The sequence below is a fragment of the Nocardia vaccinii NBRC 15922 genome (genome assembly GCF_001613305.1).
In the GTDB taxonomy this organism is placed as follows: Bacteria; Actinomycetota; Actinomycetes; order Mycobacteriales; family Mycobacteriaceae; genus Nocardia; species Nocardia vaccinii.
The window spans coordinates 122,914-146,400 of the sequence record NZ_BDCC01000009.1 but is presented as its reverse complement, the minus strand read 5'-3'; the positions used below and the strand labels follow the sequence as shown (position 1 = coordinate 146,400).

Sequence of the window (23,487 nt, the reverse complement as noted above, 5' to 3'; positions counted from 1 at the left end):
TTTCCATTCAGACCTGAATGTAAGTGTAGAATTCCCGGAATGACCAGGCCCGCACCGTCCAAGCCGCTGCGCCGGACGCAGGAGCAGCGCAGCAGTGAGATGCGGGTGCGGCTGCTCGATGCGACCATCGACTGCCTGGTCGAATACGGGTACGCCGGGACGACGACGCCACGGGTGGCCGAGCGGGCGGGTGTCACCCGTGGTGCGCAGGTACATCATTTCGGCTCCAAGACCGATCTGGTGGTGGCCGCGATCAGTCATCTGGCCCAGCGCCGCACCGAGGCGGCCATGCGAGCCCTCGGCCGCGTGCAGGTCGGGGGCGATCCGATCGGCGCGATGCTCGATTCGCTCTGGGCGCTGCACCAGGGGCCGCTGTTCATCGCCGCGATGGAGTTGTGGGTGGCCGGTCGCACCGACGCGGTGCTCGCCGCCGAGATGGAGAAGGTCGAACCCTTCGTCAACAACGCCGTTCTGATGTCGGTGGCGCAATTCGTCCCGGACGAGTTGCGCCGCAAAGAGGTTCGCGATTTCGTCTACACCGCGATGGATGCCTTGCGCGGAATCCTGGTGTCCAACTTCATCTCTCCCGATCCCGAACGCGCTCAACGTCGTTGGCGGCGCGCCTCGGCTCATCTGCGCGCCGCCGCCGAATCCCTGCTCACGGGCCTGAATCTCACCCTCGACTGATCCGCCTGCGGTGGGTGCGTCTCGCCTCATCGAGAATGCCAACGAGCGTTCGCTGAGACTCGCGGCCGGCCTGGGGTTTTCAGCCGGTCCGCGCCTTCGAATGGTTCGACGCCGAGCAGGCTCTCTGCCTCACTGCCTGTGCTCGTTCAAAACTCGCAACGGCAGCTGACGCGGTCGGTTCCGCATGCCGTGTCGCTGACAGCACTGCTGGCCGGCGCGCGACCGAAGCCGCTCCACGACGTCGGATTCAGCCGCGGAGTGACATTCGTATGCACCGCATTCGCCGGACGCCGAGGCTCACGTTGCCGAATGGGCCTCGAGGGTGCGTCGCGGGCTGTATGTAGCGGCAGCGGGGTCTGAACTCGACGTCTTCGCGGGATCGAATCCCTTGCGGTGTTACATACAGCTCTGTATGTTTGTTTCATCGGTCCTGCGGGAGTCGTGGATGCCGCCGCCCTCGTGCGGTCGGCGGCCGGAGGTGAGGAGTTCGATGGCGAACAAGGTCTACGTCGTCGGCGTCGGCATGACGAAGTTCGAGAAGCCGGGGCGCCGCAAGAACGACGACGGCAGCGACTGGGACTACCCGGATATGGCGCGCGAGTCGGGTACCAAGGCCCTTGCCGACGCCGGGATCTCGTACCAGCAGGTGCAGCAGGCATATGTCGGCTACGTGTACGGCGAATCCACGTCCGGTCAGCGTGCGGTCTACGAACTGGGGATGACCGGAATTCCCGTGGTCAACGTCAACAACAACTGCTCGACCGGATCGACCGCGCTCTACCTTGCGGCACAGGCGATTCGGGGCGGCCTGGCCGATTGCACGCTGGCGCTGGGCTTCGAGAAGATGCAGCCCGGCTCACTCGGATCGACCTGGGACGACCGGGAACAGCCGATGGCCAAGCACATCATGGCGATGGCGGAGATCTCCGAGGTGCTCTTCCCGGTGGCGCCCTGGATGTTCGGCGCGGCGGGCCGCGAGCACATGAAGCAATACGGCACCACCGCGGAGCATTTCGCGAAGATCGGGTTCAAGAACCACAAGCATTCGGTCAACAATCCGTACTCGCAGTTCCAGGACGAATACACGCTCGACGACATCCTGGACGCGCGGATGATCTACGATCCGCTGACCAAACTGCAGTGTTCGCCGACCTCCGACGGTTCCGGCGCGGTGGTCCTGGCCTCGGAGTCCTTCGTCGACGAGCACGGGCTGGCCGGTCAGGCGGTGGAGATCGTCGGCCAGGCGATGACCACCGATTTCGCTTCCAGCTTCGACGGCACGGCAAAGAACCTCATCGGCTACGACATGAATGTGCAAGCCGCGCAACAGGTGTACGCGCAGTCGGGCCTCGGTCCCGCGGACTTCCAGGTGATCGAGCTGCACGACTGCTTCTCCGCCAACGAATTGCTGATGTACGAGGCCCTGGGCTTGTGCGGGGAGGGCGAGGCCGCCGCGCTGCTCGATGCGAATCAGACCACGTACGGCGGCAAGTGGGTGGTCAACCCGTCGGGCGGACTGATCTCCAAGGGGCATCCCCTGGGAGCGACCGGACTGGCTCAGTGCTCGGAACTGACCTGGCAGCTGCGCGGCACCGCCGACAAGCGTCAGGTCCCGAATGTGACCGCCGCACTACAGCACAACATCGGCCTCGGCGGCGCGGCCGTTGTCACGGCATATCAGCGCGCCGATCGCTGATCGCGGACTGTCCGATCCGCATGTCCGCCGGAAGTGGCTGCCCGGCAACCGAACTCGACGAGGAGTTGTACCGTGGGACATATCGAATACACCAAGAAGATGGCCGCCGAACCCGAGGCGTTGTGGGCCGTGGTCGGTAATCCGAACACCTGGGGTGACTGGTTCTCCATTCACGAGCGTTGGATGGAGGAGCCGCCGGCCACGCTCGAGATCGGCAGCAAACTCGTCGCCAAGGTCGTCATGCTGGGTATGGCGAACAAGTTCGAATGGAACGTCGTCGCGGTCGACGCGCCGAACACGCTGACTCTCGGCGCGACCGGAATGGCCGGTGTGAAGGTCGAATTCACCTTCCGGATCTCCGGTGACGGCGACGGGAGCGAGCTCTCGCTGCAAGGCGACTTCGAGGGCGCGCTGATCAAGGGCGCACTCGGTAAAGCCGTGGAGAAGGACGGGATGAAGCAGCTCGAGACCTCGCTCGATGCTCTCGATACCCTGGCTGCGGCGTGAACGGTCGGGCGCGGAGGGTCGAATTCGACGATTCGGGGCTGAACACCTGGTCCGACGAGGAGCGTTTCGAGGTGACCAGGGAGCGGATCGCCGAATACGCCGCTGCCACGAACGATCCCATCGCCGTCCATCGCGCCGGGGACGTTGCCCCACCGGTTTTCGCGATCGTCCCGGTATTCGACGCCATGCTGGTCCCGGTGATCGACGTGGCCCCGACGGACATCTTCGGCCGAGTCGTGCACGGGGAGCAGGACTTCCACTTCCACCGCCCGATCCGGCCGGGCGAGACGCTGGTGGCCAAGGCTCGTGCGATCGGATACGCGAGTCGCAGCAGCGGCAGCACGATCACGATGCATATCGAAACCCGTTCCACAGCAGGCGATCCGGTCAACGAGCAGTATCTGACCGCGTTCTTCCGCAATGTCGACGCGGGCCGCACGGTCGGGAAATCGGCCCCGCCAAACGGTTTCGACGACAGCCTTCGCGCCCGGGATCCGATCGCGGTGGTATCGCAGCACGTGGACGAGGATCAGACCTTCCGCTACGCACCGGCATCGGGTGATCCGGTACCGCTGCACCTGGACGAGGAGGTCGCCAAGGAGGCCGGACTGCCCGGCATCATCGCGCACGGCCTGTGCACGATGGCCTTCGCCTCCTGGGCGGTGCTCACCGAGGTCGGCGGTTCGGATGTGAGCCGGGTGCGCCGGTTCGCCGTCCGGTTCGCCGGACTCGTGTTTCCCGGGGACGACCTGTCCACCCGCATCTGGAAGGTCGAGTCCGGCAACGGCGCCACCACTTACGCATTCGAGACCGTGCGCGGTTCGGACGTCGTGCTCAGCGACGGTCTCGCCGAGATCGCGGACTGACGTTCCGCCTCGCCCGGCGCGCGTATCGCGAACCGAACGCCGCCGGGCTCCCGGACACATCGAACAGGAGAAATGATGGGTGCATTGGAGGGCAAGGTCGCGGTCATCACCGGTGGCGGCCGGGGGATCGGCCGCGAGCACGCGTTGCTGTTCGCCCGCGAGGGCGCGAGCGTGGTGGTCAACGACCTCGGCGGCGACAATGCCGGTGAGGGCGCAGACAGCGGCCCGGCGCAGGAGGTGGTGCACGAGATTCTCGCCGCGGGCGGCCGCGCCTACGCCAACACCGACAGCGTCGCGCTGTGGGATGGTGCGAAAAACCTGGTGGATCAGGCTGTTTCGGAATTCGGCCGACTCGACGTGGTGGTCAACAACGCCGGCATCCTGCGGGACGGATTCGTCGCGGGCCTCGAGGAAGCGCAGTGGGACGCGGTGATCGCGGTCCACCTGAAGGGGCATTTCAACGTGCTGCGGCATGCCGCCGCGTACTGGAAGGATCAGTCCAAGGCCGGGAATCAGCCCACCGCCGCGGTGGTCAACACCGCCTCGGCCTCGGGCGTCACGATTCCGAATGCGGGACAGGCGAATTACGGTGCGGCCAAGGCCGCAATCGCCGCGCTGACGCTGGTCGCCGCCGAGGAGCTCGACCGATACGGCGTACGGGTCAACGCGATCGCCCCGATGGCGCGCACCCGGCTGACCCTCGCCACGCCCGGTATGGGCGCGATCTTCGCCGCCGAGGTCCCCGAGGGCGAGTTCGACGCGTTCAGCCCGGCCAATATCTCCCCGCTGGTCGCCTATCTGGCCTCGGACAGGTGTCCGATGACCGGCAAGGTGTTCGCGGTGCAGGGCGGGGCCATTTCCGAGCTGGCGGGCTGGCACGACGTGAAGACGATCGAGACCGAGGGCCCCTGGACGATCGACGATATCTCCGCCCGGTTGCCCTGATCGCGCCCGGCTGGAAAAGTTTGGAGGACAACGATGTTCGAATGGTCCGAGACCGACGAGATGATCCGCGCCGCAGTGCGCGGGTTCATCGACAAGCAGGTTCGGCCGCATGTGGATGCGATGGAGAGCGGCGAGATGACGCCGTATCCGATCATCCGGAAATTGTTCGCGGAGTTCGGCATCGATGCGCTCGGTGCGGAATCGGTCGAGAAGATGCTCGCCAAGGAGCGGGCGCGGGCCGACGCGGGGCGGGCGGAACCGCCCGAGTCGGAGAAATCCACCGGCGGTGGACCGTTCGGCGGACAGCAGTCGATGATGGCGGTGCTGATCGGCGAGTTGTCCGGTGTCTGCATGGGGCTGGTGTCCGCGATGGGCGTCAGCCTGGGGCTCGGCGCGGCCACCATCATGTCCCGGGGCACGCTCGCGCAGAAGGAGCGCTGGCTCGCCGACATCGTGACGATGAAAAAGGTTGCGGCGTGGGCGATCACCGAGCCGGATTCGGGGTCGGACGCGTTCGGCGGGATGAAGACCTACGTCCGCCGCGACGGCGAGGACTACATCCTCAACGGTCGCAAGACGTTCATCACCAACGGCCCGTACGCCGATACGGTGATCGTCTACGCCAAGCTCGACGAGGGCGACGGTGCGGATCGTCGCGATCGCAAGGTGCTGACCTTCGTGCTGGACAAGGGGATGGAGGGCTTCACCCAGGGCAAACCGTTCCGGAAGATGGGCCTGCACGCCTCGCCGACCGGTGAATTGTTCTTCGACAACGTGCGCCTGGGCCGCGATCGCCTGCTGGGGGAGACCGAGGAGCACAAGGGCGGCGACGGACGCGAAAGCGCCCGTTCGAGTTTCACCGCCGAGCGCATCGGGGTGGCGTTCATGGCCCTGGGCATCATCAACGAATGTCACCGCCTGTGCATCGATTACGCCAAGAGCCGCACCCTGTGGGGTCAGGAGATCGGCCGCTTCCAGCTCATCCAGCTCAAACTGGCGAAGATGGAGGTCGCGCGAATCAACGTGCAGAACATGGTCTTCAACGCCCTGGAAAGCACCCAGGCCGGTAAACCGCCATCTCTCGCCGAGGCGTCGGCCATGAAGCTCTACTCCTCCGAAGCGGCCACCGAGGTGGCCATGGACGCCATCCAGCTCTTCGGCGGAAACGGCTACATGACCGAATACCGCGTGGAACAACTGGCCCGCGACGCCAAATCCCTGATGATCTACGCGGGCAGCAACGAAATCCAGGTGACGCACGTGGCCAAGGGGCTATTGGGGCAGTAGCTACGCCGATTACACAGCTCGTAGATGTGTCCTGCTGGCGTAGACGTGCTCCGCGATCAGCGTGGCGATCCGGTCCGGAGCCTCCAGCATCGGTACATGCCCGACCCCGTGCATCAGTATCCGATCGGAGGCTTCGGGCAGTTCACGCAGGAATCGTTGTGCATAGGGCTGATTCGGGATCACCCGGTCGTTCTCGCACATCAGCAGGCGCACCGGCGTGCGCAGTGTGGACATGTCCTCGAGTGCCGGCATCCGGAGTCCGCCGGTGAGCAGGGGTAGCATCGCCGGGCAGTTCATCGCCGAGGTGAGTGCCGCCTCCAGCAGTCGCCGCGGCACCGCCGAGGTGTTCTTGCTCAGGATCATGGCCGCGAATTGCCTTGCCGGAGCGCTCAATCCGATCGAACTTCCGACCCGCCTGCCGACCTGCACCACCGGTACCAGCGAAAGGAATTTCAGGCCGACCCGGATCTGCATCAGTGACGGGCTCGCCCAGCCGCCGGCCGGAGCGATCGCGGTCAGGGTCCGGGCCCGGCCGCGGCGGGCGAGTTCGAAGCCGACCCAGCCGCCGAGTGAATTGCCCGCGATATGACAAGTGCGCCAACCCAATTCGTCGATTTGATCCTCGATCTGATCGGCGAGTGTGGCGATGTCGACGCGCCAGCCGTCGAGGGCGGGGCCGCCCCAGTGGCCGCGCAGGGCCGGGGCGTACACCTCGCAGGTGCTGGACAGTCGCTGCGCCACGGATTCCCAGCAATGCGGGGAGAGCATGAATCCGTGCAGTAGCAGAAGGGGGTCGCCCGAGCCCGTGTGCAGGGCTTTGGTCGGCATGAGCGGGGCGGTGCCTGACATCATCGTCATCACCCCTTCCTGGACGACGGTGTCCGCAGGGAGTGTGTCTGACCAGCATTGTACGGTCTTCCGGTGGCCAATATCATCAGTACGATCAACGTGAACGGGGTGCGCGCGGCCACCGGTAAGACGGGTAAAGGAATGCTCGAGTGGCTCGCGGCCACCGAGGCCGACGTCATCTGCCTGCAGGAGACGCGCGCGACCGATGAGCAGACTCGCAAGGCCCTGGGGCCCGCTCTCGATGCCGGATGGCATCTCGCACTTGCCGAGCCGGGCACGAAGGGCCGCGCCGGAGTCGCGATCCTGTCCCGTCGGGAGCCGGTGGCGGTGCGAATCGGATTCGGCAGTGCGGAATTCGACGGACTCGGCCGCTACATCGAGGCCGAATTCGACGAACTCACCGTAGCCAGCGTCTACGTGCACACCGGCGAGGCCGATACGCCGCTGCAGGACGAGAAGTACCGCTTCCTGGCCGAGCTCGGCGCACATATGAAGGCGCAGACCGGCAATTTCGTGATCACCGGCGACTGGAACGTCGCACACACCGAACTGGACATCAAGAACTGGAAGGGCAACATCAAGAACGCGGGTTTCCTCCCCGGCGAACGCGCCTGGCTCGACGAGATGATCGCCGCGGGCTACGTGGACGTCGTCCGCACCCTGCACCCCGGAGTCCCCGGTCCGTACAGCTGGTGGTCCTACCGCGGCCGGGCCTTCGACAACGACGCCGGCTGGAGAATTGATTACCAACTCGCCCGCGGCGAGATAGCCGCCCGCGCCAAACAGGCCGTCGTCGAACGCGCCCCCGACTACCACCTGCGCTGGTCCGACCACGCCCCGGTGACGGTGCAGTACCGCTGAGCCTGTCCGGTAACGGAATTCGGGTCGAGAAGCAGTGGTGAGTCGCTCAGCCTTGTGCGGGTCGGTCCGTCCCGAGTGTGAATATCCGGCCTCGCGCTTTCGCTCACGTACGAACTGCCTCGAGTACCGCTTCGGGTGCCACCGTCGACCCGACGAGCTTCGAGTTGATCAGCTCTCAGCGACAGTCGCAGTCGGCGATTGCCTTGCGACTGCGGACCACTCCCGGTCGGCTGGAGACGTGGCCGTCCGGGATCGTGGCCGGGTGCTTCCCGCTGGGACATTCCCACACGCTGTGGCTTGCTTTGCCGCGACGTTTACTCCGATGGAGGACTGCCTCGATCGCGGCTCCAGCGTCTGTCGGATCTCATGCTTCGTCCGTGCGCGTGTATGCGCGTCGACGTTGCGGCTGTGTTGCGCTGATGGTCAGGTGACGTAGATTCGGTTGTCATGACCGATAGTCGTGCAGCCGTCGGGGCGCGTAACTTGGCCCGCATCGCGGAATCCGACCATGCCTGTGTGGCGGTGCGGTGCCGATGAAGGTGTCCGGCAAGAAGATTCAGAGTTTGCTCGGGCTCGGGGCGGTCGTTGTCGTGATCGTGGTCGGGCTACTGGTTTCGCATGGGCATTCGTCGCAGTCGTCGTCGGGGGCGGCCTCGTCCTCGAAGGCGGCGGCGGTGCAGGTGAAGGGGACCGCGGCGCCGGTTACCAGTCGTGCCGCGGGTGTGCCCGACCACGCCTATCGGACATTGACCGAGATCGATGCGGGTCGCTGGCCCGGTTCGGCGAACGCTCCCGGCACCAAGGGCGGCGATCAGTGGATGAACCGCGGCGGCTCACTGCCCGAGACCGATTCCTCGGGGAAGGCGATCAGCTACCGGGAATGGGATGTCAACCCCAAGAAGCGCGGCCAGACCCGCGATGCCGAACGCATCATCACCGGCAGCGACGGGTCGGCCTACTACACCGGCGACCACTACAAGACGTTCACCAGGATGCGCTGACGGGCTCGGAACGGGTCTCGCGGCGGTTTTCGAAAGGGATGCTCTCGATGGGTGAGGCGATCACGCTCGCACACTTTCTGACCGGTACGGAGCCGGATGCGTCCACCGCGTCGGTCCTGGGTTCGCTGACCGTCGACGCGGCCGGATTCAGCGGCGTGCGGTTCCGGGCTCCGGAGGGTTATGTCGTGCGCGAGTTGCGCGGGTCGAAGATGCGCACCCTCGCGGGCGTATTCGACGAGTTCGCCGCGGCCTTCCAATTCCCGTACTACTTCGGGCAGAACAAGGACGCCTTCGACGAATGTCTGCGGGATCTGGACGAATTCGTCGGTCCGGCACCGGGATACGTTGCGGTCGTGCGTGATTCGGCGCAGCTGCTGGCCGAGCGGTCCGCCGAACGCGCCTGGTTCGTCTCGGCGATGACCGATTGCGCGCGATACTGGTCCGCACACCAGGGCTTGTTCCGCGTCGTACTGCAGTCCGCGCCGGAGGGGCTGCCGGTGGTCGCGCTCAGCGTGTGAGGCGGTAGACCGCGCTCGGTACGACAGAGGGCGCTCAGCGCAGGCGCCGGGCCAGATCCTCGCCCAGCAGGACGAACACCTCGGTGGTGTGATCGATGAGCTGATCGCGGGTCATCGGCAGATCGCCGTGCAGCCAGCTGGTCAGGGTCTGCACCAGACCGCCGACGAGGTAGGTGGCGCGGAAGCCGATCGAGGGGTCCGCATTCGGTCCGGCGATGGCGTAGAAGTTGCTGCCCTCGGCGGCGACGAGACCGGCGAAACCGCGGATCGAGTCCATGGTCCGGGCGCGCAGCTCGGGGGTCGCGGCGCTGATGATCAGCGCGATCTGCGCCTTGCGCGGATCGTCGGTGAGAACGTGGATACCCGCGGCGATGGCCGCGTGCGCGCGTCCGTAGGTGTCGGTGGGCGCGTCCTGCGCCGCGGCCAGGATGGCCGTGGCGAGTTCCTCGGCGATGCCGTCGAACAGCGCGATCAGCACGGCATCGCGGCCGTCGAAATTCTCGTAGTAGTAGCGCTCGTTCAGCCCGGCTCGGGTGCACAGCCCGGCCACGGTCAGGCGGTCCAGGCCCTCGGTGCCGATGATGTCGAGTGCGGCCTCGAGCAGGGCGGCGCGGCGCTGGGCGCGGCGTTCCTGCGCGGAGACTCCGCCGTAGGTGCGTTGCGCTGCCATCCGTCGATTCTGTCATGCCGACAATTCTGGTTCTTGCCATTGCCAGAATTGTCGATCTGGGGGATGCTTTTGCCAGATGTTTCGAACGAGGAGGCAACGATGCCCGAGTCCGGTTATTTCGCCGACGATTCGATGATTCGCCGTGTCATGCGCAAGCGGGCGGTCGGCCTCACCTACGGGCAGCGCGCGCTGGTCGTCGGAGCGGTGAATCCGCTGCTGTACGTCGGGACCGCGGAGCACACCGCGCACCGCACGACGCCGTACACCCGGTTGGCCATCACCGGGCGGTTGTTCGAGGCCGTCGCACTCGGCAGCAAGGCCGAGGCCGATCGGGCGCGCTCGTACACCGACAAGAAACATGCGAAGGTGCACGGCGAGCTGCCCGAGGACGCCGGCGCGCAGCACCCCGCGGGGACGGCCTATTCCGCGCACGATCCGCATCTGATGTTCATGACCATGGCCTTCACCTTCGACTCCGCCGAGGTGATGCACGATCTGCTGGTCCGCAGGCTCACCGCGACCGAGCGCGAGGATCTGTATCAGGACTACGTGTACTGGGGCGAACTCTTCGGCATGCCGCGCGAGTCCGCGCCCGCGAGCTATCCGGGATTCCGCCGCTATTTCGATGGCTATCTCGCGTCCGAGGCGCTGTACCTCACCGACGAGGCCCGCCTGGTCGGCTCGTATCTGGCCGGGCAGCAGGTGCCCTATCCACTGCCGCTCCCGCTGAACCAGGTCGTGAACAGCGTGCATCTGCTGGTCCAGGGCAGCCTGCCGCCGCGTATCCGCGAGATGTACGACATCCGCTGGGGCCGCCGCGAGGAGTTGGCCTTCCGCACCCTGTCCCGCGCGGTCCGCACCGCCCACACCTCCGTACCCCTGACTCCACGTGTCCTGCACGGCACCCTGGCCGGCCCCAGCGCCCCGGTCTACCGCATGCTCGGTCGTCGCGAAAAGGAACTCGTCGGCTCGGGCCGCCCCAGCATGCCCGGGGTGGATCCCCGCAGCTACGCCGAACGGCATGCGGTCTGAACCGGGGAACCGCCGCGCAAGCTGCGACGATCAGTCGGTGCGGAACAATCGGCGCCCGGTGATCTCATCGGCCGTGATCGCGACATAGTTGTACTTGCCGCCGAGTTCCCAGGGGGTGATCCCCAGTTCATCGAGCGCCGCCATCTCACCGAACGACTGAACGAGACGGGCGGCTCCGTGTATCACGACGCTCCAGGCGACCCGATCGGCCCGGTGGTCGACCTCGAACGCGACCTTCGGAGCGACGGCCACGCTCGCCAGCTTGCTGCCCTCCGCCGACTTGAAGTAGACGGCGCGGCCGGAAATGCCGTAGTTCACGGGAAAGATCTCCGGCCGACCGCCGGCAATGGTGATCAGCCGGCCGAGCTGCTCGCTGGCGAGCAAATCCCAGCAATCGTCGACTGACAGCACTTCTTTCAGCTGTCCATCTTCTGCGTCACTGCTCATATCGCTCCTTCGGATGTAAGGGGCCACGCGGCGGCAAATGTTGCGACTACATGGCAAACTATCAGCGTCACGCCTGCGGCACGCTGAATTCCCGGGTAGGCCGGGGAGCTAGGATCGCCCTATGTCGAGTCCTGCACCAACCAGTGAGCGCAAGCAGCGGGTCCTGTCCGGGATCCAGCCGACGAGTGATTCCTTTCACCTCGGCAATTACCTTGGCGCGCTGCAGTATTGGGTGCAGTTGCAAGAGGATTTCGAGGCGCTCTACTTCATTCCGGATCTGCACGCCATCACCGTCCCGCAGGATCCCAAGCAGTTGCGCAATCGCACCAAGCGCGCGGCGGCGCAGCTGCTGGCGCTGGGCATCGACCCGAAGCGCTCGACGCTGTTCGTGCAGAGCCAGGTGCCCGAGCACGCCGAGCTGACCTGGGTGTTGAGCTGTATCACCGGATTCGGCGAGGCCAGCCGAATGACGCAGTTCAAGGACAAGTCCGCCAAGCAGGGCGCGGAAAACGCGACGGTCGGCCTGTTCACCTATCCGGTGCTGATGGCCGCGGACATCCTGCTGTACCGCCCGCACCTGGTTCCGGTCGGCGAAGATCAGCGCCAGCACCTCGAGCTGACCCGGAATCTGGCCCAGCGCTTCAACACTCGCTTCAAGAAGACCTTCGTGGTTCCCGACGCGCACATCGTGTCCGGTACCGCCAAGATCTACGATCTGCAGGATCCCACCGCGAAGATGAGCAAGTCGGCCGCCACCGACGCGGGCCTGCTCAATCTGCTCGACGATCCGAAGGTGTCGGCGAAGAAGATCCGCTCCGCGGTGACCGACACCGAGCGCGAGATCCGCTACGACCCGGAGACCAAACCGGGCGTGAGCAATCTGCTGGTGATCCTGTCCTCGCTCACCGACACGCCGATCGTGACACTCGAAAAGGATTATGTCGGCAAGGGATACGGCGAGCTCAAAGGCGATGTTGCCGACGCTCTGGTGGAATTCGTCACTCCGCTACAGGCGAAGGTGCAAGAGTATATGGGCGATCAGGGCGAACTCGATCGCATCCTCGCCGCCGGAGCGGAACGGGCGCGGGAGATCGCCGGCAACACTCTCACGCAGGTGTACGACCGAGTGGGCTTCCTGGCCCGCTGAATCCGTGCGAGAAGAGTGGGCCTCGCGGGCGTAGCCGGGGCCCGTGCGGGTATGCCCTGAGCGAAGATCGACCAGTCGAGTTACCGTCCGTGCGGGTTGGTGTGCTGAAGTCGGCGCCCGCCGCGGACATCCGAGCGGTTGCGGGAGGTTGGGTGTTCGACGGGATCAAGGCGCGGATCTCGGGCGCGGTCCGGACCCGCCCCTGGCTGGACCACCTGGTCCGGGCCGGCGCCAGTTATCAGCGCCAGCGCGGCGACTACTACGCGGCCGGAATCACGTACTTCACTGTGCTGTCGCTGTTTCCGATGCTGATGGTCGCCTTCGCGGTGGCCGGATTCGTGCTGTCGCACAATCCGCATCTGCTGACGGAGATGCAGGACAAGATCGTCGCGAATATTCCCGGATCGCTGGGCGATCAGGTCAACAGTCTGGTCGATCAGGCCGTCAAATCCCGCACCAGCGTCGGGATCATCGGTCTGGTCGGCGCGTTCTACGCCGGGCTGGGCTGGATGGCGAACCTGCGTGCCGCGTTGACCGAGCAGTGGGAACAGCAAGCACCGCAAGGTAATTGGTTTCGAACCAAACTCTCCGATGTGATAGCGCTGCTCGGCCTCGGTGTCGCGCTGGTGATCTCGTTCGGATTGTCGGCGCTGGCCACGAGCGATCTGGGCCACCAGCTGCTCACCGTGATCCACCTGCGGAACGCCCCCGGTGTCGGCCTGCTGCTCACGATATTGTCGCTGGTCCTGGCGGTGCTCGCGTCCTGGGCGGTATTCGCCTGGGTGATCGCGCGCCTGCCGCGCCAGCCGGTCACCCTGATCAGCGCGGGTAAGGCGGCGTTGATCGCGGCGATTGCCTTCGAGGTGTGGAAACAGGTCGCCAGCTACTACCTCAAACAGGTCCTGACCAGCCCGGCGGGTGTCGCCTTCGGGCCGATCCTGGGTCTGATGGTCTTCGCTTACATCACCGCGCGCATCATCCTGTTCGCTACCGCCTGGGCGGCCACGGCCCGTGAGAACATCCTCGAGGCCGAAGTGCCACCGCCCGGCCCCGCGGTGATTCAGCCGCGGATGTCGGCCGGGATGACCGCGAAGACGGGCGCGGTGTTGTTCGGCGTGGGTGCGGCCACCGCGACACTGCTGCCCCGATTGCGTCGGGCGAAGCGGTCGTCGATCGAAAGCCGTTGATTCCCGGCGCGTTTCGGTTATCCGGATGGCGCCGACCGAGTCAACGCCGGGCGCGGCCGCTGATCCGCCAGGCCAGAACGACCAGGATCAGCACAACGGCCAGGCCGACCACGATCAGGGTCGTCCGCAGGCTTTCGTGGCTGTGGTTCGCAGCCGGCGCCGATGCGCCGACGCCGCGCGCCGGCGGGGTGGCCAGGGCCGCGGTGGGAGTGGGGGACTGGTCGGTGTCGGAGCCCGGAAGGGAACCGATATTCGCGCCCGCCGGGAGCGAGAAGCCGTAGTCGAGCAGGCGGGCGGCCTGTTCGGGTGGGCGGATCGGCAGGACGTCGGCCTTCAGCATGGTGACGACCAGGCGGTGGCCGCCCCGCTGCGCCGCCGTGACGAAGGTCTGCCGGGCGTCGTCGGTGTAGCCGGTCTTACCGCCGAGGTCGCCGTCGTAGTCGTAGAGCAGCCGGTTGTCGTTGGCGATGGGGAAGCCGGGGTGGTCTTTGTCGCCGGGAATCTTCGGATCGGCCGGGAAGCCGGGGAAGTTGTACTGCTCGGTGTGCACGATGTCGGCGAAAGCAGGGATCGTCATATCGTGGCGGAATATGGTGGCCAGGTCGTAGGCCGAAATACTCATCCCCGGCCCGTCCAGGCCGGACGGGGTCGCCGCCCGGGTGTCCAGGGCGTGCAGTTCCGCGGCCTTCGCGTCCATCTGCCGCAGAGTCGCGTCCACACCGCCCAATTCCATGGCGATGGCGTGCGCCGCGTCGTTGCCCGAGCACATCAGCAGGGCGTGCAGGAGCTGGTCGTTGGTATAGCGGCCGCCGGCGCCGATACCCACTCGGGTGCCGTCGGCGTTCGCGTCGTCCTGGGTGCCGATCACGACCTTGTTCAGCTCGAGTTGCGGTAGCGCGACCGCGGCCAGCAGCGTCTTCATCGTCGAGGCGGGGCGGTAGCGGCCGTGCGGATCCTTCGCGGCCAGCACCTTGCCGGTGTCCAGATCGGCGATCACCCAGGCCGTCGCGGAGATCTCCTTCGGCGCCGGTGGCGCGCCGCCGGGCAGCAGTACGCCGCAGCCACCGAGTTTGCCGCCGCCGACCGGGGTCGCGGGTACGGGCAGCGGCTTGGGCACGGTCTGGCCCGGTTCCGGGACCTCGGATTCGTCGATCGGCGGCGGCGGGGCGATTCGATCCGGGCAGGAATCGGTGTTCGGGGTGACGAAGGGAACCGAGGTTCCGGTCGGCTGCGCGGCCGCCGTGCCGGAGACCGCGACGCCGGTCGCAGCGGTGGCGGCCACGAGTCCGGCGGCCAGAGCGACGGCGAGGCAGGCGCGCGGGCGTCGGCTCGCGCGCGAAGTGCTGGTGCGGCTGTCGGGCCGAGGTGTTCGAGTGCGCATCGCCGTCGAGCTTATGCGGAACCGATCCCGGCGTGGCTGTGAGCTGGCCGAGTATCGGGTTCCGGCGATGGCGTGCTCGGGACATCCCCGTTCCAGTCGAGTATTGACATCTTCTACAAAATGAGAGCTACTATCAAAATAATGAAACATCCAAACGATTGGAACTGTCATGAAGGCAATGGACGCGCACGACAGCGGCCCCCTCGCCGGGGCGTCAGGGGTGGCGGCACAGTCGTCCGGCCGGGCGCGCTGGCTCGCGCTGGGAGCGCTCGCGACAGCCCTGCTAGCGATCGGTCTGGATACGACTGTGCTGGTGGTGGCCCTGCCCACCATCTCGGTCGAGTTGCATGCCGGCACCTCGGCCCTGCAGTGGTTCACCACGGCGTACACGCTGGTCCTGGCCGCACTCATGCTGCCCGCTGGTGCGCTCGGAGATCGATACGGCCGCAAGCGTTTTCTGCTCGCCGCGCTGGTCGTGTTCGGCGGGGCCTCGCTGTGGTGCGCGCTGGCGACCTCGTCCGGTGAGCTGATCGCCGCGCGAGCGACGCTGGGCCTGGCCGCCGCCGCGATGATGCCGCTGTCGATGTCGGTGCTCCCGGCGCTGTTCCCCGAGAAGGCCGATCTGCAACGGGCGCTGACGGTTTGGGTCACGTCGAGCGCGATCGGCATGCCGCTGGGGCCGATCGTCGGCGGCTGGCTGCTGCGGAACTTCTGGTGGGGCTCGGTCTTCCTGATCAACGTCCCGATGATCCTGATCGGGCTGATCGCGGTGGCCCTGCTGGTTCCGGAATCGCGCAGCGAGAAGGTCTTCCGGATCGATCTGCTCGGCGTCGCGCTGTCCGCGGCCGGAATGCTCGGGCTCACCTACGGTTTCATCCGCCTGGGCGGACAGGGCTGGGGCGATGCGCTGGGCTGGAGTGCGGTCGCGGCGGGCGCGGTGGTGCTGGGGCTCTTCACCGGGTGGCAGCGCCGCACCGATCATCCCCTGGTCGATCTCGGTCTGTTCGGGGTGAACGGATTCCGCTGGGGGACAATGTATTCCATTGTGATCAACTTCGCGATGTTCGGAATGTTCTTCACCGTGCCGCAGTACTTCCAGGCGGTGCTGGGGGTGGATTCGCTCGGCAGCGGGTTGCGGCTGCTGCCGTTGATCGGCGGGCTGCTGGTCGGCACCCGGCTGGTGGACAAGCTGCTGCCGAGGGCCGGGCTTCGCGTCGTACTGGTCGCCGGATTCCTGCTGCTGGCGGGCGGTCTGGTGGTCGGCGCGCTGACCACGGTGAGCAGCGGCTACGGATATACCGCGTTGTGGATCACGCTGCTCGGGGCCGGGATGGGATTCGTGATGCCCGCCGCGATGGGGATGGCGATGGGTGAACTGGACGCCGAGCGATCCGGTTCGGGCTCCGCGCTGATCCAGGCGCTGCGACAGGCCGGTGGGACGATCGGCGTCGCGGTCCTGGGGACCGTGCTGGCCACGCGGTACCGCGCCCAACTGGGCGGCTACGACCATTCGCCGATCTCGGACGGCGTCAGCGGGGGTGTGGCGGTCGCACACAAACTCGGAGACGGTGTGATGCTCGGCAAAGTGCAATCGGCCTTTGTCGGCGGTATGGGTGCGATGCTGTGGGTGTGCGCGGGAATCTGCCTGATCGCGGCCGTCGTCGCCGCGATCAGTACCCGCGGTGGGGCGTCGTCCGCGCGGACCGCGGACCATGCGGGAGAATCGCTACATGTCGGCTGAGTCGAAGGCACCGCCGGCGCAGGCCCGTGCCGGGACGAGTTCGCCCCGGACAGGCCTGCGCGAGCGCAAGAAGGAACGCACCCGCCGCACGATCCGGACCGAGGCCATGCGGCTGTTCCGGGAGCAGGGGTACGCCGAGACGACGGTCGAACAGATCGCGGAGGCCGCGGACATCTCGCCGAGTACGTTCTTCCGCTACTTCCCGTCCAAGGAGCAGGTAGCCATCGCCGACGATCTGGACCCGCTGATGATCCGGGCGGTCGAGGCGCAACCCGCGGATCTGTCTCCGCTGCGCGCGTTCGTTCGCGCCACCATCGAGGTCTTCGAATCGCTCGAGCCGGATGACCTGGAATTCGAATACCAACGGATGACGCTGATCTACACGGTGCCGGAGCTGGCCAGCGTCATCGCGCGCGAGACCGAGCGCAATGTGCGTCTGGTCGCTCGGTTGGTCGCGGACCGGACCGGACGTTCCGCCGACGAATTGGAGGTCCGCGCGTTCGCGGGCGCGATGATCGGCGCGATGAGCACCACGTTCGACGCCACCACCGGGCTGGGACTGGACATGGCGAAGATCAAGCAGGTCGCCGACTTCCTCGAGTCCGGTATGCGACTGTAGTCCGCTGCGCGACGATATCGTCGGTCACCGTGGCGAAGAATCCGCCGACCACATCCTCGATCTCGGAAATCGAAGCCGCACAATACAACACGGGCTGATAGCGAGTTATGTCGTAGGCCGCGGTGCCCATCTCGCGCACGTTCAGCGGTCGCAGTTCGGCGGTGCGGAACTCCTCGATCTCACCGTACGAGGACAGCAGACCCGCGCCGTAGCAGCGGATCTCGCCATGTTCGCGGACCACGCCGAATTCCATCGAGAACCAGAACACGTCGGCCAGGAACTTCAATGCCGCATCGGTTTCCAGCCGAGCCACCGCCGCGCCGACCTCGGCGTAGATCGCGGCGAACCGGGGGCTCGCCAATTGATTGGCATGGCCGATGATTTCGTGGATCGCATCGGGTTCGGGCGTGTAGAGCGGAGCCGAATGATGCCGGATGTACTGGGTGGAATGGAAGACGCGGTCGGCGAAGGAGCCGAAGAATTCCCGCAGCGGGACCAGCCCCGCCGCGGGCAGGTAGCGAAAACCGCTGAGCGGCACCAGTTGTGCGGACACCTCGTCGAGTTGCGGTATGTGATCGTGCGGCAGGCCGAGCCGCTGTGCGCCCGCGAGCACCTCCGCGGACGCGTACGCCTGGTGTTTGCGGGACAGCTCGGCCGAGGCGATCCGCCACACCCGTTGTTCGTCCTCGGTGTAATCGATCCGGGGCGTCGGCTCGCCTCGCCGGTGGGCCAGCGCCCGTGCCGCGATCGCGTTGCGACGAGCCCGGTAGGCGGGATCGTGCACGCCGGGATGCTCGTCGCTCAGGTGCACGGTCACATCGCCGTCGGCGCCCCTGGTGACCGGCGAGTACAGCTGAGCTTCGGTGAACATATCTAGATGCAATCACTGCTGAGCTCAGCCGACAATAAAAGGTCGATTACCTTGTCAAATTGACTAGATGACCCGTTGCCCGCCGACGTTCGGGGCCATCAGAAGAAGCCGTCGTCCCGGCGTTCGTCGGCGTATTCGCCGTCCTCGAAACCGCGTTCGTAGGCGCGTTCGGAATCCTGGTCGTCGTCGAAGAGCATCTCGCCGAGCAGCATGCCACCGACCACGCCCGCCGCACCCGCGCCGACCACGGCGGCGGTGCTGTGTCCCTGACGCTGGGCCGGATAACCGGGCTGGGCCGGATAGCCCTGCTGCGGATAACCCTGCTGGGGATAGCCGGGCTGCGGGTAACCAGGCTGGGGGTAACCAGGCTGGGGATACCCCTGCTGTACGGGCTGATAGTAGGGCGGCTGCGTGGTCTGAATGCGTTGCGCACACATCTGGCAGACCTCGACGGGCCGCGGCACGCCCCACTGCGGTTGCCACATCGCTTGCGTGGTCGCCTGGCCGTGGGCGGAATCGAAGAAGCAGATCACGGCACTGTCCTCACTATGAATACGCCCGTCCCCGTACGGAATCGAGCGTCGAATAGATCTGCACTGCCAACGCCGGGTGCCGGCCGCGGAGTTCCCGCCCACGCCACCGCCGATGGGCTGTGTGACCACCGTCATCGCGTGCGTGGCACAGGGCAGGCCGCCATCGCAGCCGGAATCCGCTGGTACCCATTTAATATGAGCGTTCCGACACCGTCGCGGTCCGCATCGTGGCATGGACGAAGGCCGCTCACATCCGATGATGTGAGCGGCCTTCGGGGCGTTTACCTTTCCGGGCGAGTCCGGAGCGGAGTCGTTACCGCGCGAACAGCAGTGCGCGCTTGACCTCCTGGATCGCCTTGGTCACCTCGATGCCGCGGGGGCAGGCATCGGTGCAGTTGAAGGTGGTGCGGCAGCGCCATACGCCTTCGACGTCGTTGAGGATGTCCAGGCGCTCGCGGGCGCCCTCGTCACGGCTGTCGAAGATGAAGCGGTGCGCGTTCACGATCGCGGCCGGGCCGAAGTAGCTGCCGTCGTTCCAGTACACCGGGCACGAGGTGGTGCAGCAGGCGCACAGGATGCACTTGGTGGTGTCGTCGAACCGGTGCCGGTCGGTCTGGGACTGGATGCGCTCGCGGGTGGGCTCGTTACCCGAGGTGATCAGGTACGGCTTGACCGCGCGGAAGGCGTCGAAGAACGGCTCCATGTTGACCACGAGGTCCTTCTCCACGGGCAGGCCGCGGATGGGTTCGACGGTCATGGTGAGGGTTTTGCCGTTCTTGGGCAGCATGTCGCGCATCAGCACCTTGCACGCCAGCCGGTTCACGCCGTTGATGCGCATGGCGTCCGAACCGCAGACACCGTGTGCACAGGACCGGCGGAAGGTCAGCGTGCCGTCCAGATAGGACTTGATGTAGATGAGCACGTTCAGGAAGCGGTCCGTGGGCAGCACCGGAACCTGGAAGGAATCCCAGTGCGCGCCCCGGTCGTCCTCCGGGTTGAACCGGGCCACCTTCACGGTGACCATGACCGACCCGTCCGGAACGGGGGCCGCCTTCTGAGGAGTCGCTGCAGTGCTATCGATTACAGCAGTCATCAGTACTTACGCTCCATCGGCTCGTAACGGGTCTGCACGACCGGTTTGAAGTCCAGCCGGATGTCGGCGATCAACTCCGCCGGCGCACCGGGATCGACCTGCTTGTACGCCATGGTGTGGCGCATGAAGTTGGTGTCGTCGCGGTTCGGGTAGTCCTCGCGGGCGTGGCCACCGCGCGACTCCTTGCGGTTCAGCGCGCCCACCACGGTCACCTCTGCCAATTCCAGCAGGAAGCCCAGTTCGACGGCCTCGAGCAGGTCGCTGTTGTAGCGCTTGCCCTTGTCCTGCACGGTGATCCGCTCGTAGCGCTCCTTGAATCCGTGGATATCGGTGAGCACCTTCTTCAGCGTGTCCTCGGTGCGGAACACACCGGCATTGGCATCCATGGTCGCCTGCAGCTCGCCGCGGATATCGGCGACGCGCTCGTCGCCGTGCTCGGACAGCAGGTTGGCCAGCCAGTTCTGCACCATCGTCGCGGGTTCGGACGGCAGCTCCACGAAGTCGTGGCGCTGGGCGTACTCCGCGGCGGCGATGCCCGCACGGCGGCCGAACACGTTGATGTCCAGCAGCGAGTTGGTGCCCAGGCGGTTCGAGCCGTGCACGGAGACGCAGGCGCACTCACCGGCGGCGTACAGGCCCGGCACCACGTCGGTGTTGTTGCGCAGCACCTCGCCGCGGATCCGGGTGGGGATGCCACCCATCACGTAGTGGCAGGTCGGCATGACCGGCACCGGCTCCTTGACCGGGTCCACACCCAGGTAGGTGCGGGAGAACTCGGTGATGTCGGGCAGCTTCTCCTCGAGCACGTCCTCACCGAGGTGGGTCACGTCGATGAAGACGTAATCCTTGTTCGGCCCGCCGCCGCGGCCCTCGGCCACCTCCAGGACCATCGACCGGGCGACGATGTCGCGGGGGGCGAGGTCCTTGATGGTCGGCGCGTAGCGCTCCATGAACCGCTCGCCCGAGGCGTTGCGCAGGATGCCGCCCTCGCCGCGGACCGCCTCGGAGATGAGGATGCCGAGACCGGCCAGGCCCGTCGGATGAAACTGGTGGAATTCCATGTCCTCCAAGGGAAGTCCCTTGCGGAACACGATCGCCATACCGTCGCCGGTCAGCGTGTGCGCGTTGGAGGTGGTCTTGTACATCCGGCCCGAACCACCCGTGGCGAAGATGATCGCCTTGGCGTGGAAGACGTGCAGTTTGCCGGTGGCCAGCTCGTAGGCGACCACCCCGGTCGCGACCGGGCCGCGGTCGGTGTCGGTGAGCAGCAGGTCCAGTACGTAGAACTCGTTGTAGAACTCCACGTCGTGCTTGACGCAGTTCTGGTACAGCGTCTGCAGGATCATGTGACCGGTGCGGTCCGCGGCGTAGCACGCGCGCCGCACCGGCGCCTTGCCGTGGTCGCGGGTGTGCCCGCCGAAGCGGCGCTGGTCGATCCGGCCCTCGGGGGTCCGGTTGAACGGCAGGCCCATCTTCTCCAGGTCCAGCACCGCGTCGATGGCCTCCTTGGCCATGATCTCCGCGGCGTCCTGGTCGACCAGGTAGTCACCACCCTTGACGGTGTCGAAGGTGTGCCATTCCCAGTTGTCTTCCTCCACGTTCGCCAGTGCGGCGCACATGCCGCCCTGGGCCGCGCCGGTGTGGCTGCGGGTGGGGTAGAGCTTGGTCAGGACCGCGGTGCGCACCCGGGGACCGGCCTCGATCGCCGCGCGCATGCCGGCGCCGCCGGCGCCGACGATCACGACGTCGTAGCGGTGTTCCTCAATCGGGGATTCAGTCATCGCTGGAGGCCTGTTCCTAACTGATGTTGGGGTCGAAGGTGAAGATGACGTAGGTGCCCACGCCCATGATCAGGATCATCGCGACGGCCAGCAGGCTCTTGAGCCAGAACCGGGTGGAATCCTTGCGGGAGTAGTCGTCGATGACGGTGCGCAGACCGTTGCCGCCGTGCAGCTGAGCCAGCCACAGCATGGTCAGGTCCCAGATCTGCCAGAACGGGCTGGCCCAGCGCCCGGCCACGAAGCCGAAGTTGAGCCGCTTCACGCCGCCGTCGAGCATCAGCATGATCGTCATGTGGCCCAGGACCAGCACGATCAGCAGGATTCCGGAGAAGCGCATGAACAGCCACGCGTACTTCTCGAAGTTGTTACCCGAGGCGCGACGCGGCGCGCGGGGCGCGTCGAGGCTGGCGGGGCGGTCGTAGGACTTGCCGAGGACAGGTGCGGTCATTGTCTCAGAGCTCCGTCGTGATCATGTAGAACAGCTGGCGTCCCACGCCCATACCGGCGACGATCACCCAGATCGCGAGCACGATCCAGAGCATCAGCCGCTGGTACTTCGGGCCCTTGGACCAGAAGTCGACCAGGATGACCCGGATGCCGTTGAGTGCGTGGAACAGCACGCACACGACCAGGGCCATCTCCATCAGAGCGACGATCGGGTTCTTGTAGGTCTCGATCGCCCGGTTGTAGGTGTCCGGACTTACCCGCACCAGAGCGGTGTCGAGCACGTGGACGAAGAGGAAGAAGAAAATCGTCACACCGGTGATCCGGTGCAGCGCCCAGGACCACATGCCAGGGTCGCCGCGGTACAGGGTCTTCCGCTTCGGCTGAGCCGGAGCTTCCAGCGTGGTGGTCATAGAGTGCGGTGCCTCCAACGTCGTTGTGGACCCGCCGGGCGGGCCGGCAAGTGGCGATCCGGTCGCAGATTTCGGGGCGCGGACTCCAGGAGCCGTTGGATCTGAATTCACCAGCTCTGTGCCCGGGGCCGACACCCCAGAGGCGGTGGCCGCCGGTGCACGGCCAAACCTGAACCGATCTGTCAGAACTGTAATCCCCGGACATTCGCGGAACTAATTCGGCGTGCCGGGCGTTGGGCCGAAATTCGATGAGTTAGGTTTGCCTTGCCTGATAGGCCGAAGCGTCTGCGGTAGCTTTTTCCCGACCGTTGACGACCAGCCCGGACGGAGGCTCGATATGCCGGAAATCGATTGGGATATATTGCGCCACAATGCATTCGAAGTTATGCGGAATGCGTATGCACCCTACTCGCGGTATCCCGTGGGCGCCGCCGCGCGCACTCTCGACGGCCGAATGGTGCTCGGGTGCAATGTGGAAAATGTCTCATACGGGCTGGGGCTGTGTGCTGAATGTGTACTGGTCGGTAACCTCTGCGCGTCCGGTGGCGGGAGGTTGCTGGCGATTGCTGTGTGCGATTCGCGCGGGGCGGTCCTGATGCCCTGTGGACGTTGCCGACAGCTGCTCTACGAGCACGGAGGCGGCGATCTGCTGGTCGATCACGTTGACGGCCCGGTGTCGCTGAAGCATTTGCTGCCGTTTGCGTTCGGGCCCGATGATCTCGCGGCGGGGCGGAAATGATGTGAGTTTTCGCACGGCTTCCCAGTGCTGCTGATCGTTCGCTCTGTGGTCCGCCCGCCCGCCCCGCGGCGCACTGTCGCTGCGGTTGTTCGCGATTGATTCGTAAAGCGTTGTGGCACAACAAATTACGGGGCAAAAGCGGATTTGCCGCCGGTTGAATGTGAGCTACGTT

The 23,487-nt window shown here is 66.0% G+C and carries 25 protein-coding genes; 15 read left to right on the top strand and 10 right to left on the bottom strand.

Features of this window, described 5'->3' with window-relative positions:
- Positions 1-39: 39 nt before the first annotated feature.
- From NV1_RS05370 to NV1_RS05345, 6 genes are all read left to right on the top strand, one after another.
- Positions 40-687 carry a TetR/AcrR family transcriptional regulator gene (locus NV1_RS05370; protein ID WP_067886098.1) on the top strand — a complete coding sequence of 216 codons (648 nt, stop codon included), beginning with the start codon at positions 40-42 and terminating at the stop codon, positions 685-687.
- Between the two features lie 490 nt (positions 688-1,177).
- Entirely contained in the window at positions 1,178-2,383 is a 1,206-nt protein-coding gene (locus NV1_RS05365; protein WP_067886097.1) for a lipid-transfer protein, read from the top strand.
- A gap of 72 nt (positions 2,384-2,455) precedes the next feature.
- Positions 2,456-2,890: a type II toxin-antitoxin system Rv0910 family toxin gene (locus NV1_RS05360; protein ID WP_067886094.1), complete on the top strand. Its 435-nt coding sequence runs from the start codon at positions 2,456-2,458 to the stop codon at positions 2,888-2,890.
- Positions 2,887-3,756: a MaoC/PaaZ C-terminal domain-containing protein gene (locus tag NV1_RS05355; RefSeq protein ID WP_067886092.1), complete on the top strand. Its 870-nt coding sequence runs from the start codon at positions 2,887-2,889 to the stop codon at positions 3,754-3,756. The genes NV1_RS05360 and NV1_RS05355 overlap by 4 nt, the downstream gene beginning before the upstream one ends.
- A 75-nt stretch (positions 3,757-3,831) precedes the next feature.
- Positions 3,832-4,701: an SDR family oxidoreductase gene (locus NV1_RS05350; RefSeq protein ID WP_067886090.1), complete on the top strand. Its 870-nt coding sequence runs from the start codon at positions 3,832-3,834 to the stop codon at positions 4,699-4,701.
- Positions 4,702-4,734: 33 nt separating this feature from the next.
- Positions 4,735-5,988 (top strand): acyl-CoA dehydrogenase family protein, encoded by a 1,254-nt coding sequence (locus NV1_RS05345; RefSeq protein WP_067886088.1) that lies wholly within the window; start codon positions 4,735-4,737, stop codon positions 5,986-5,988.
- A 9-nt stretch (positions 5,989-5,997) separates the two neighbouring features.
- Here the strand turns inward: NV1_RS05345 and ephH are convergent, their stop codons facing one another.
- Positions 5,998-6,846, bottom strand: coding sequence for an epoxide hydrolase EphH (gene ephH, locus NV1_RS05340; protein ID WP_245713565.1), 849 nt, complete (start codon positions 6,844-6,846; stop codon positions 5,998-6,000).
- A 63-nt stretch (positions 6,847-6,909) separates the two neighbouring features.
- Here ephH and NV1_RS05335 point away from each other — a divergent pair, with 63 nt between their 5' ends.
- The 3 genes from NV1_RS05335 to NV1_RS05325 all read left to right on the top strand — a co-directional run bounded on the left by NV1_RS05335 (position 6,910) and on the right by NV1_RS05325 (position 9,217).
- On the top strand, positions 6,910-7,698 hold the full coding sequence (locus NV1_RS05335; RefSeq protein ID WP_245713564.1) for an exodeoxyribonuclease III: 789 nt from the start codon (positions 6,910-6,912) through the stop codon (positions 7,696-7,698).
- Between the two features lie 533 nt (positions 7,699-8,231).
- Positions 8,232-8,699 carry a guanyl-specific ribonuclease gene (locus tag NV1_RS05330; protein WP_067886085.1) on the top strand — a complete coding sequence of 156 codons (468 nt, stop codon included), beginning with the start codon at positions 8,232-8,234 and terminating at the stop codon, positions 8,697-8,699.
- Between the two features lie 47 nt (positions 8,700-8,746).
- Entirely contained in the window at positions 8,747-9,217 is a 471-nt protein-coding gene (locus tag NV1_RS05325) for a barstar family protein (RefSeq protein WP_067886678.1), read from the top strand.
- A gap of 34 nt (positions 9,218-9,251) precedes the next feature.
- Here the strand turns inward: NV1_RS05325 and NV1_RS05320 are convergent, their stop codons facing one another.
- Positions 9,252-9,887, bottom strand: a complete 636-nt coding sequence (locus NV1_RS05320) for a TetR/AcrR family transcriptional regulator (protein ID WP_067886082.1) — start codon at positions 9,885-9,887, stop codon at positions 9,252-9,254.
- Positions 9,888-9,986: 99 nt separating this feature from the next.
- Here NV1_RS05320 and NV1_RS05315 point away from each other — a divergent pair, with 99 nt between their 5' ends.
- The gene (locus tag NV1_RS05315) at positions 9,987-10,919 is read left to right on the top strand and encodes an oxygenase MpaB family protein (RefSeq protein ID WP_067886080.1); all 933 of its coding nucleotides are present in this window, start codon (positions 9,987-9,989) and stop codon (positions 10,917-10,919) included.
- A 30-nt stretch (positions 10,920-10,949) separates the two neighbouring features.
- Here the strand turns inward: NV1_RS05315 and NV1_RS05310 are convergent, their stop codons facing one another.
- Positions 10,950-11,366 carry a pyridoxamine 5'-phosphate oxidase family protein gene (locus tag NV1_RS05310; RefSeq protein WP_067886079.1) on the bottom strand — a complete coding sequence of 139 codons (417 nt, stop codon included), beginning with the start codon at positions 11,364-11,366 and terminating at the stop codon, positions 10,950-10,952.
- A 121-nt stretch (positions 11,367-11,487) separates the two neighbouring features.
- Here NV1_RS05310 and trpS point away from each other — a divergent pair, with 121 nt between their 5' ends.
- Both trpS and yhjD read left to right on the top strand, forming a co-directional pair.
- Positions 11,488-12,513, top strand: coding sequence for a tryptophan--tRNA ligase (gene trpS, locus NV1_RS05305; RefSeq protein ID WP_067886077.1), 1,026 nt, complete (start codon positions 11,488-11,490; stop codon positions 12,511-12,513).
- Between the two features lie 152 nt (positions 12,514-12,665).
- A complete protein-coding gene (gene yhjD, locus NV1_RS05300) occupies positions 12,666-13,700 on the top strand; it encodes an inner membrane protein YhjD (RefSeq protein ID WP_067886676.1) in 1,035 nt (344 codons plus the stop codon).
- Between the two features lie 40 nt (positions 13,701-13,740).
- On the opposite strand, the gene NV1_RS05295 is transcribed toward yhjD, so the two are convergent.
- Complete coding sequence (locus tag NV1_RS05295) at positions 13,741-15,081, bottom strand: D-alanyl-D-alanine carboxypeptidase family protein (protein ID WP_084525103.1); 1,341 nt, start codon at positions 15,079-15,081, stop codon at positions 13,741-13,743.
- A gap of 169 nt (positions 15,082-15,250) precedes the next feature.
- Here NV1_RS05295 and NV1_RS05290 point away from each other — a divergent pair, with 169 nt between their 5' ends.
- Positions 15,251-16,822: an MFS transporter gene (locus tag NV1_RS05290; RefSeq protein WP_245713563.1), complete on the top strand. Its 1,572-nt coding sequence runs from the start codon at positions 15,251-15,253 to the stop codon at positions 16,820-16,822.
- A gap of 106 nt (positions 16,823-16,928) precedes the next feature.
- A complete protein-coding gene (locus NV1_RS05285; protein ID WP_373864590.1) occupies positions 16,929-17,441 on the top strand; it encodes an acyl-CoA-like ligand-binding transcription factor in 513 nt (170 codons plus the stop codon).
- Here NV1_RS05285 and NV1_RS05280 read toward each other — a convergent pair.
- The 6 genes from NV1_RS05280 to sdhC form a co-directional block, all read right to left on the bottom strand.
- Positions 17,398-18,312: a phenylalanine 4-monooxygenase gene (locus tag NV1_RS05280; RefSeq protein ID WP_067886075.1), complete on the bottom strand. Its 915-nt coding sequence runs from the start codon at positions 18,310-18,312 to the stop codon at positions 17,398-17,400. The two genes, NV1_RS05285 and NV1_RS05280, sit on opposite strands and share 44 nt — an antisense overlap.
- Positions 18,313-18,410: 98 nt before the next feature.
- Positions 18,411-18,845 carry a DUF2076 family protein gene (locus tag NV1_RS05275; protein WP_067886669.1) on the bottom strand — a complete coding sequence of 145 codons (435 nt, stop codon included), beginning with the start codon at positions 18,843-18,845 and terminating at the stop codon, positions 18,411-18,413.
- A 313-nt stretch (positions 18,846-19,158) separates the two neighbouring features.
- Positions 19,159-19,938 (bottom strand): succinate dehydrogenase iron-sulfur subunit, encoded by a 780-nt coding sequence (locus tag NV1_RS05270; protein WP_067886073.1) that lies wholly within the window; start codon positions 19,936-19,938, stop codon positions 19,159-19,161.
- On the bottom strand, positions 19,938-21,719 hold the full coding sequence (gene sdhA / locus NV1_RS05265; protein WP_067886071.1) for a succinate dehydrogenase flavoprotein subunit: 1,782 nt from the start codon (positions 21,717-21,719) through the stop codon (positions 19,938-19,940). The genes NV1_RS05270 and sdhA overlap by 1 nt, the downstream gene beginning before the upstream one ends.
- 16 nt (positions 21,720-21,735) lie before the next feature.
- Positions 21,736-22,167 carry a succinate dehydrogenase hydrophobic membrane anchor subunit gene (locus NV1_RS05260; protein ID WP_067886069.1) on the bottom strand — a complete coding sequence of 144 codons (432 nt, stop codon included), beginning with the start codon at positions 22,165-22,167 and terminating at the stop codon, positions 21,736-21,738.
- Positions 22,168-22,171: 4 nt separating this feature from the next.
- On the bottom strand, positions 22,172-22,576 hold the full coding sequence (gene sdhC / locus NV1_RS05255) for a succinate dehydrogenase, cytochrome b556 subunit (RefSeq protein WP_067886067.1): 405 nt from the start codon (positions 22,574-22,576) through the stop codon (positions 22,172-22,174).
- A gap of 337 nt (positions 22,577-22,913) precedes the next feature.
- Here sdhC and NV1_RS05250 point away from each other — a divergent pair, with 337 nt between their 5' ends.
- Positions 22,914-23,315 (top strand): cytidine deaminase, encoded by a 402-nt coding sequence (locus NV1_RS05250; RefSeq protein ID WP_067886065.1) that lies wholly within the window; start codon positions 22,914-22,916, stop codon positions 23,313-23,315.
- Positions 23,316-23,487 lie beyond the last annotated feature (172 nt).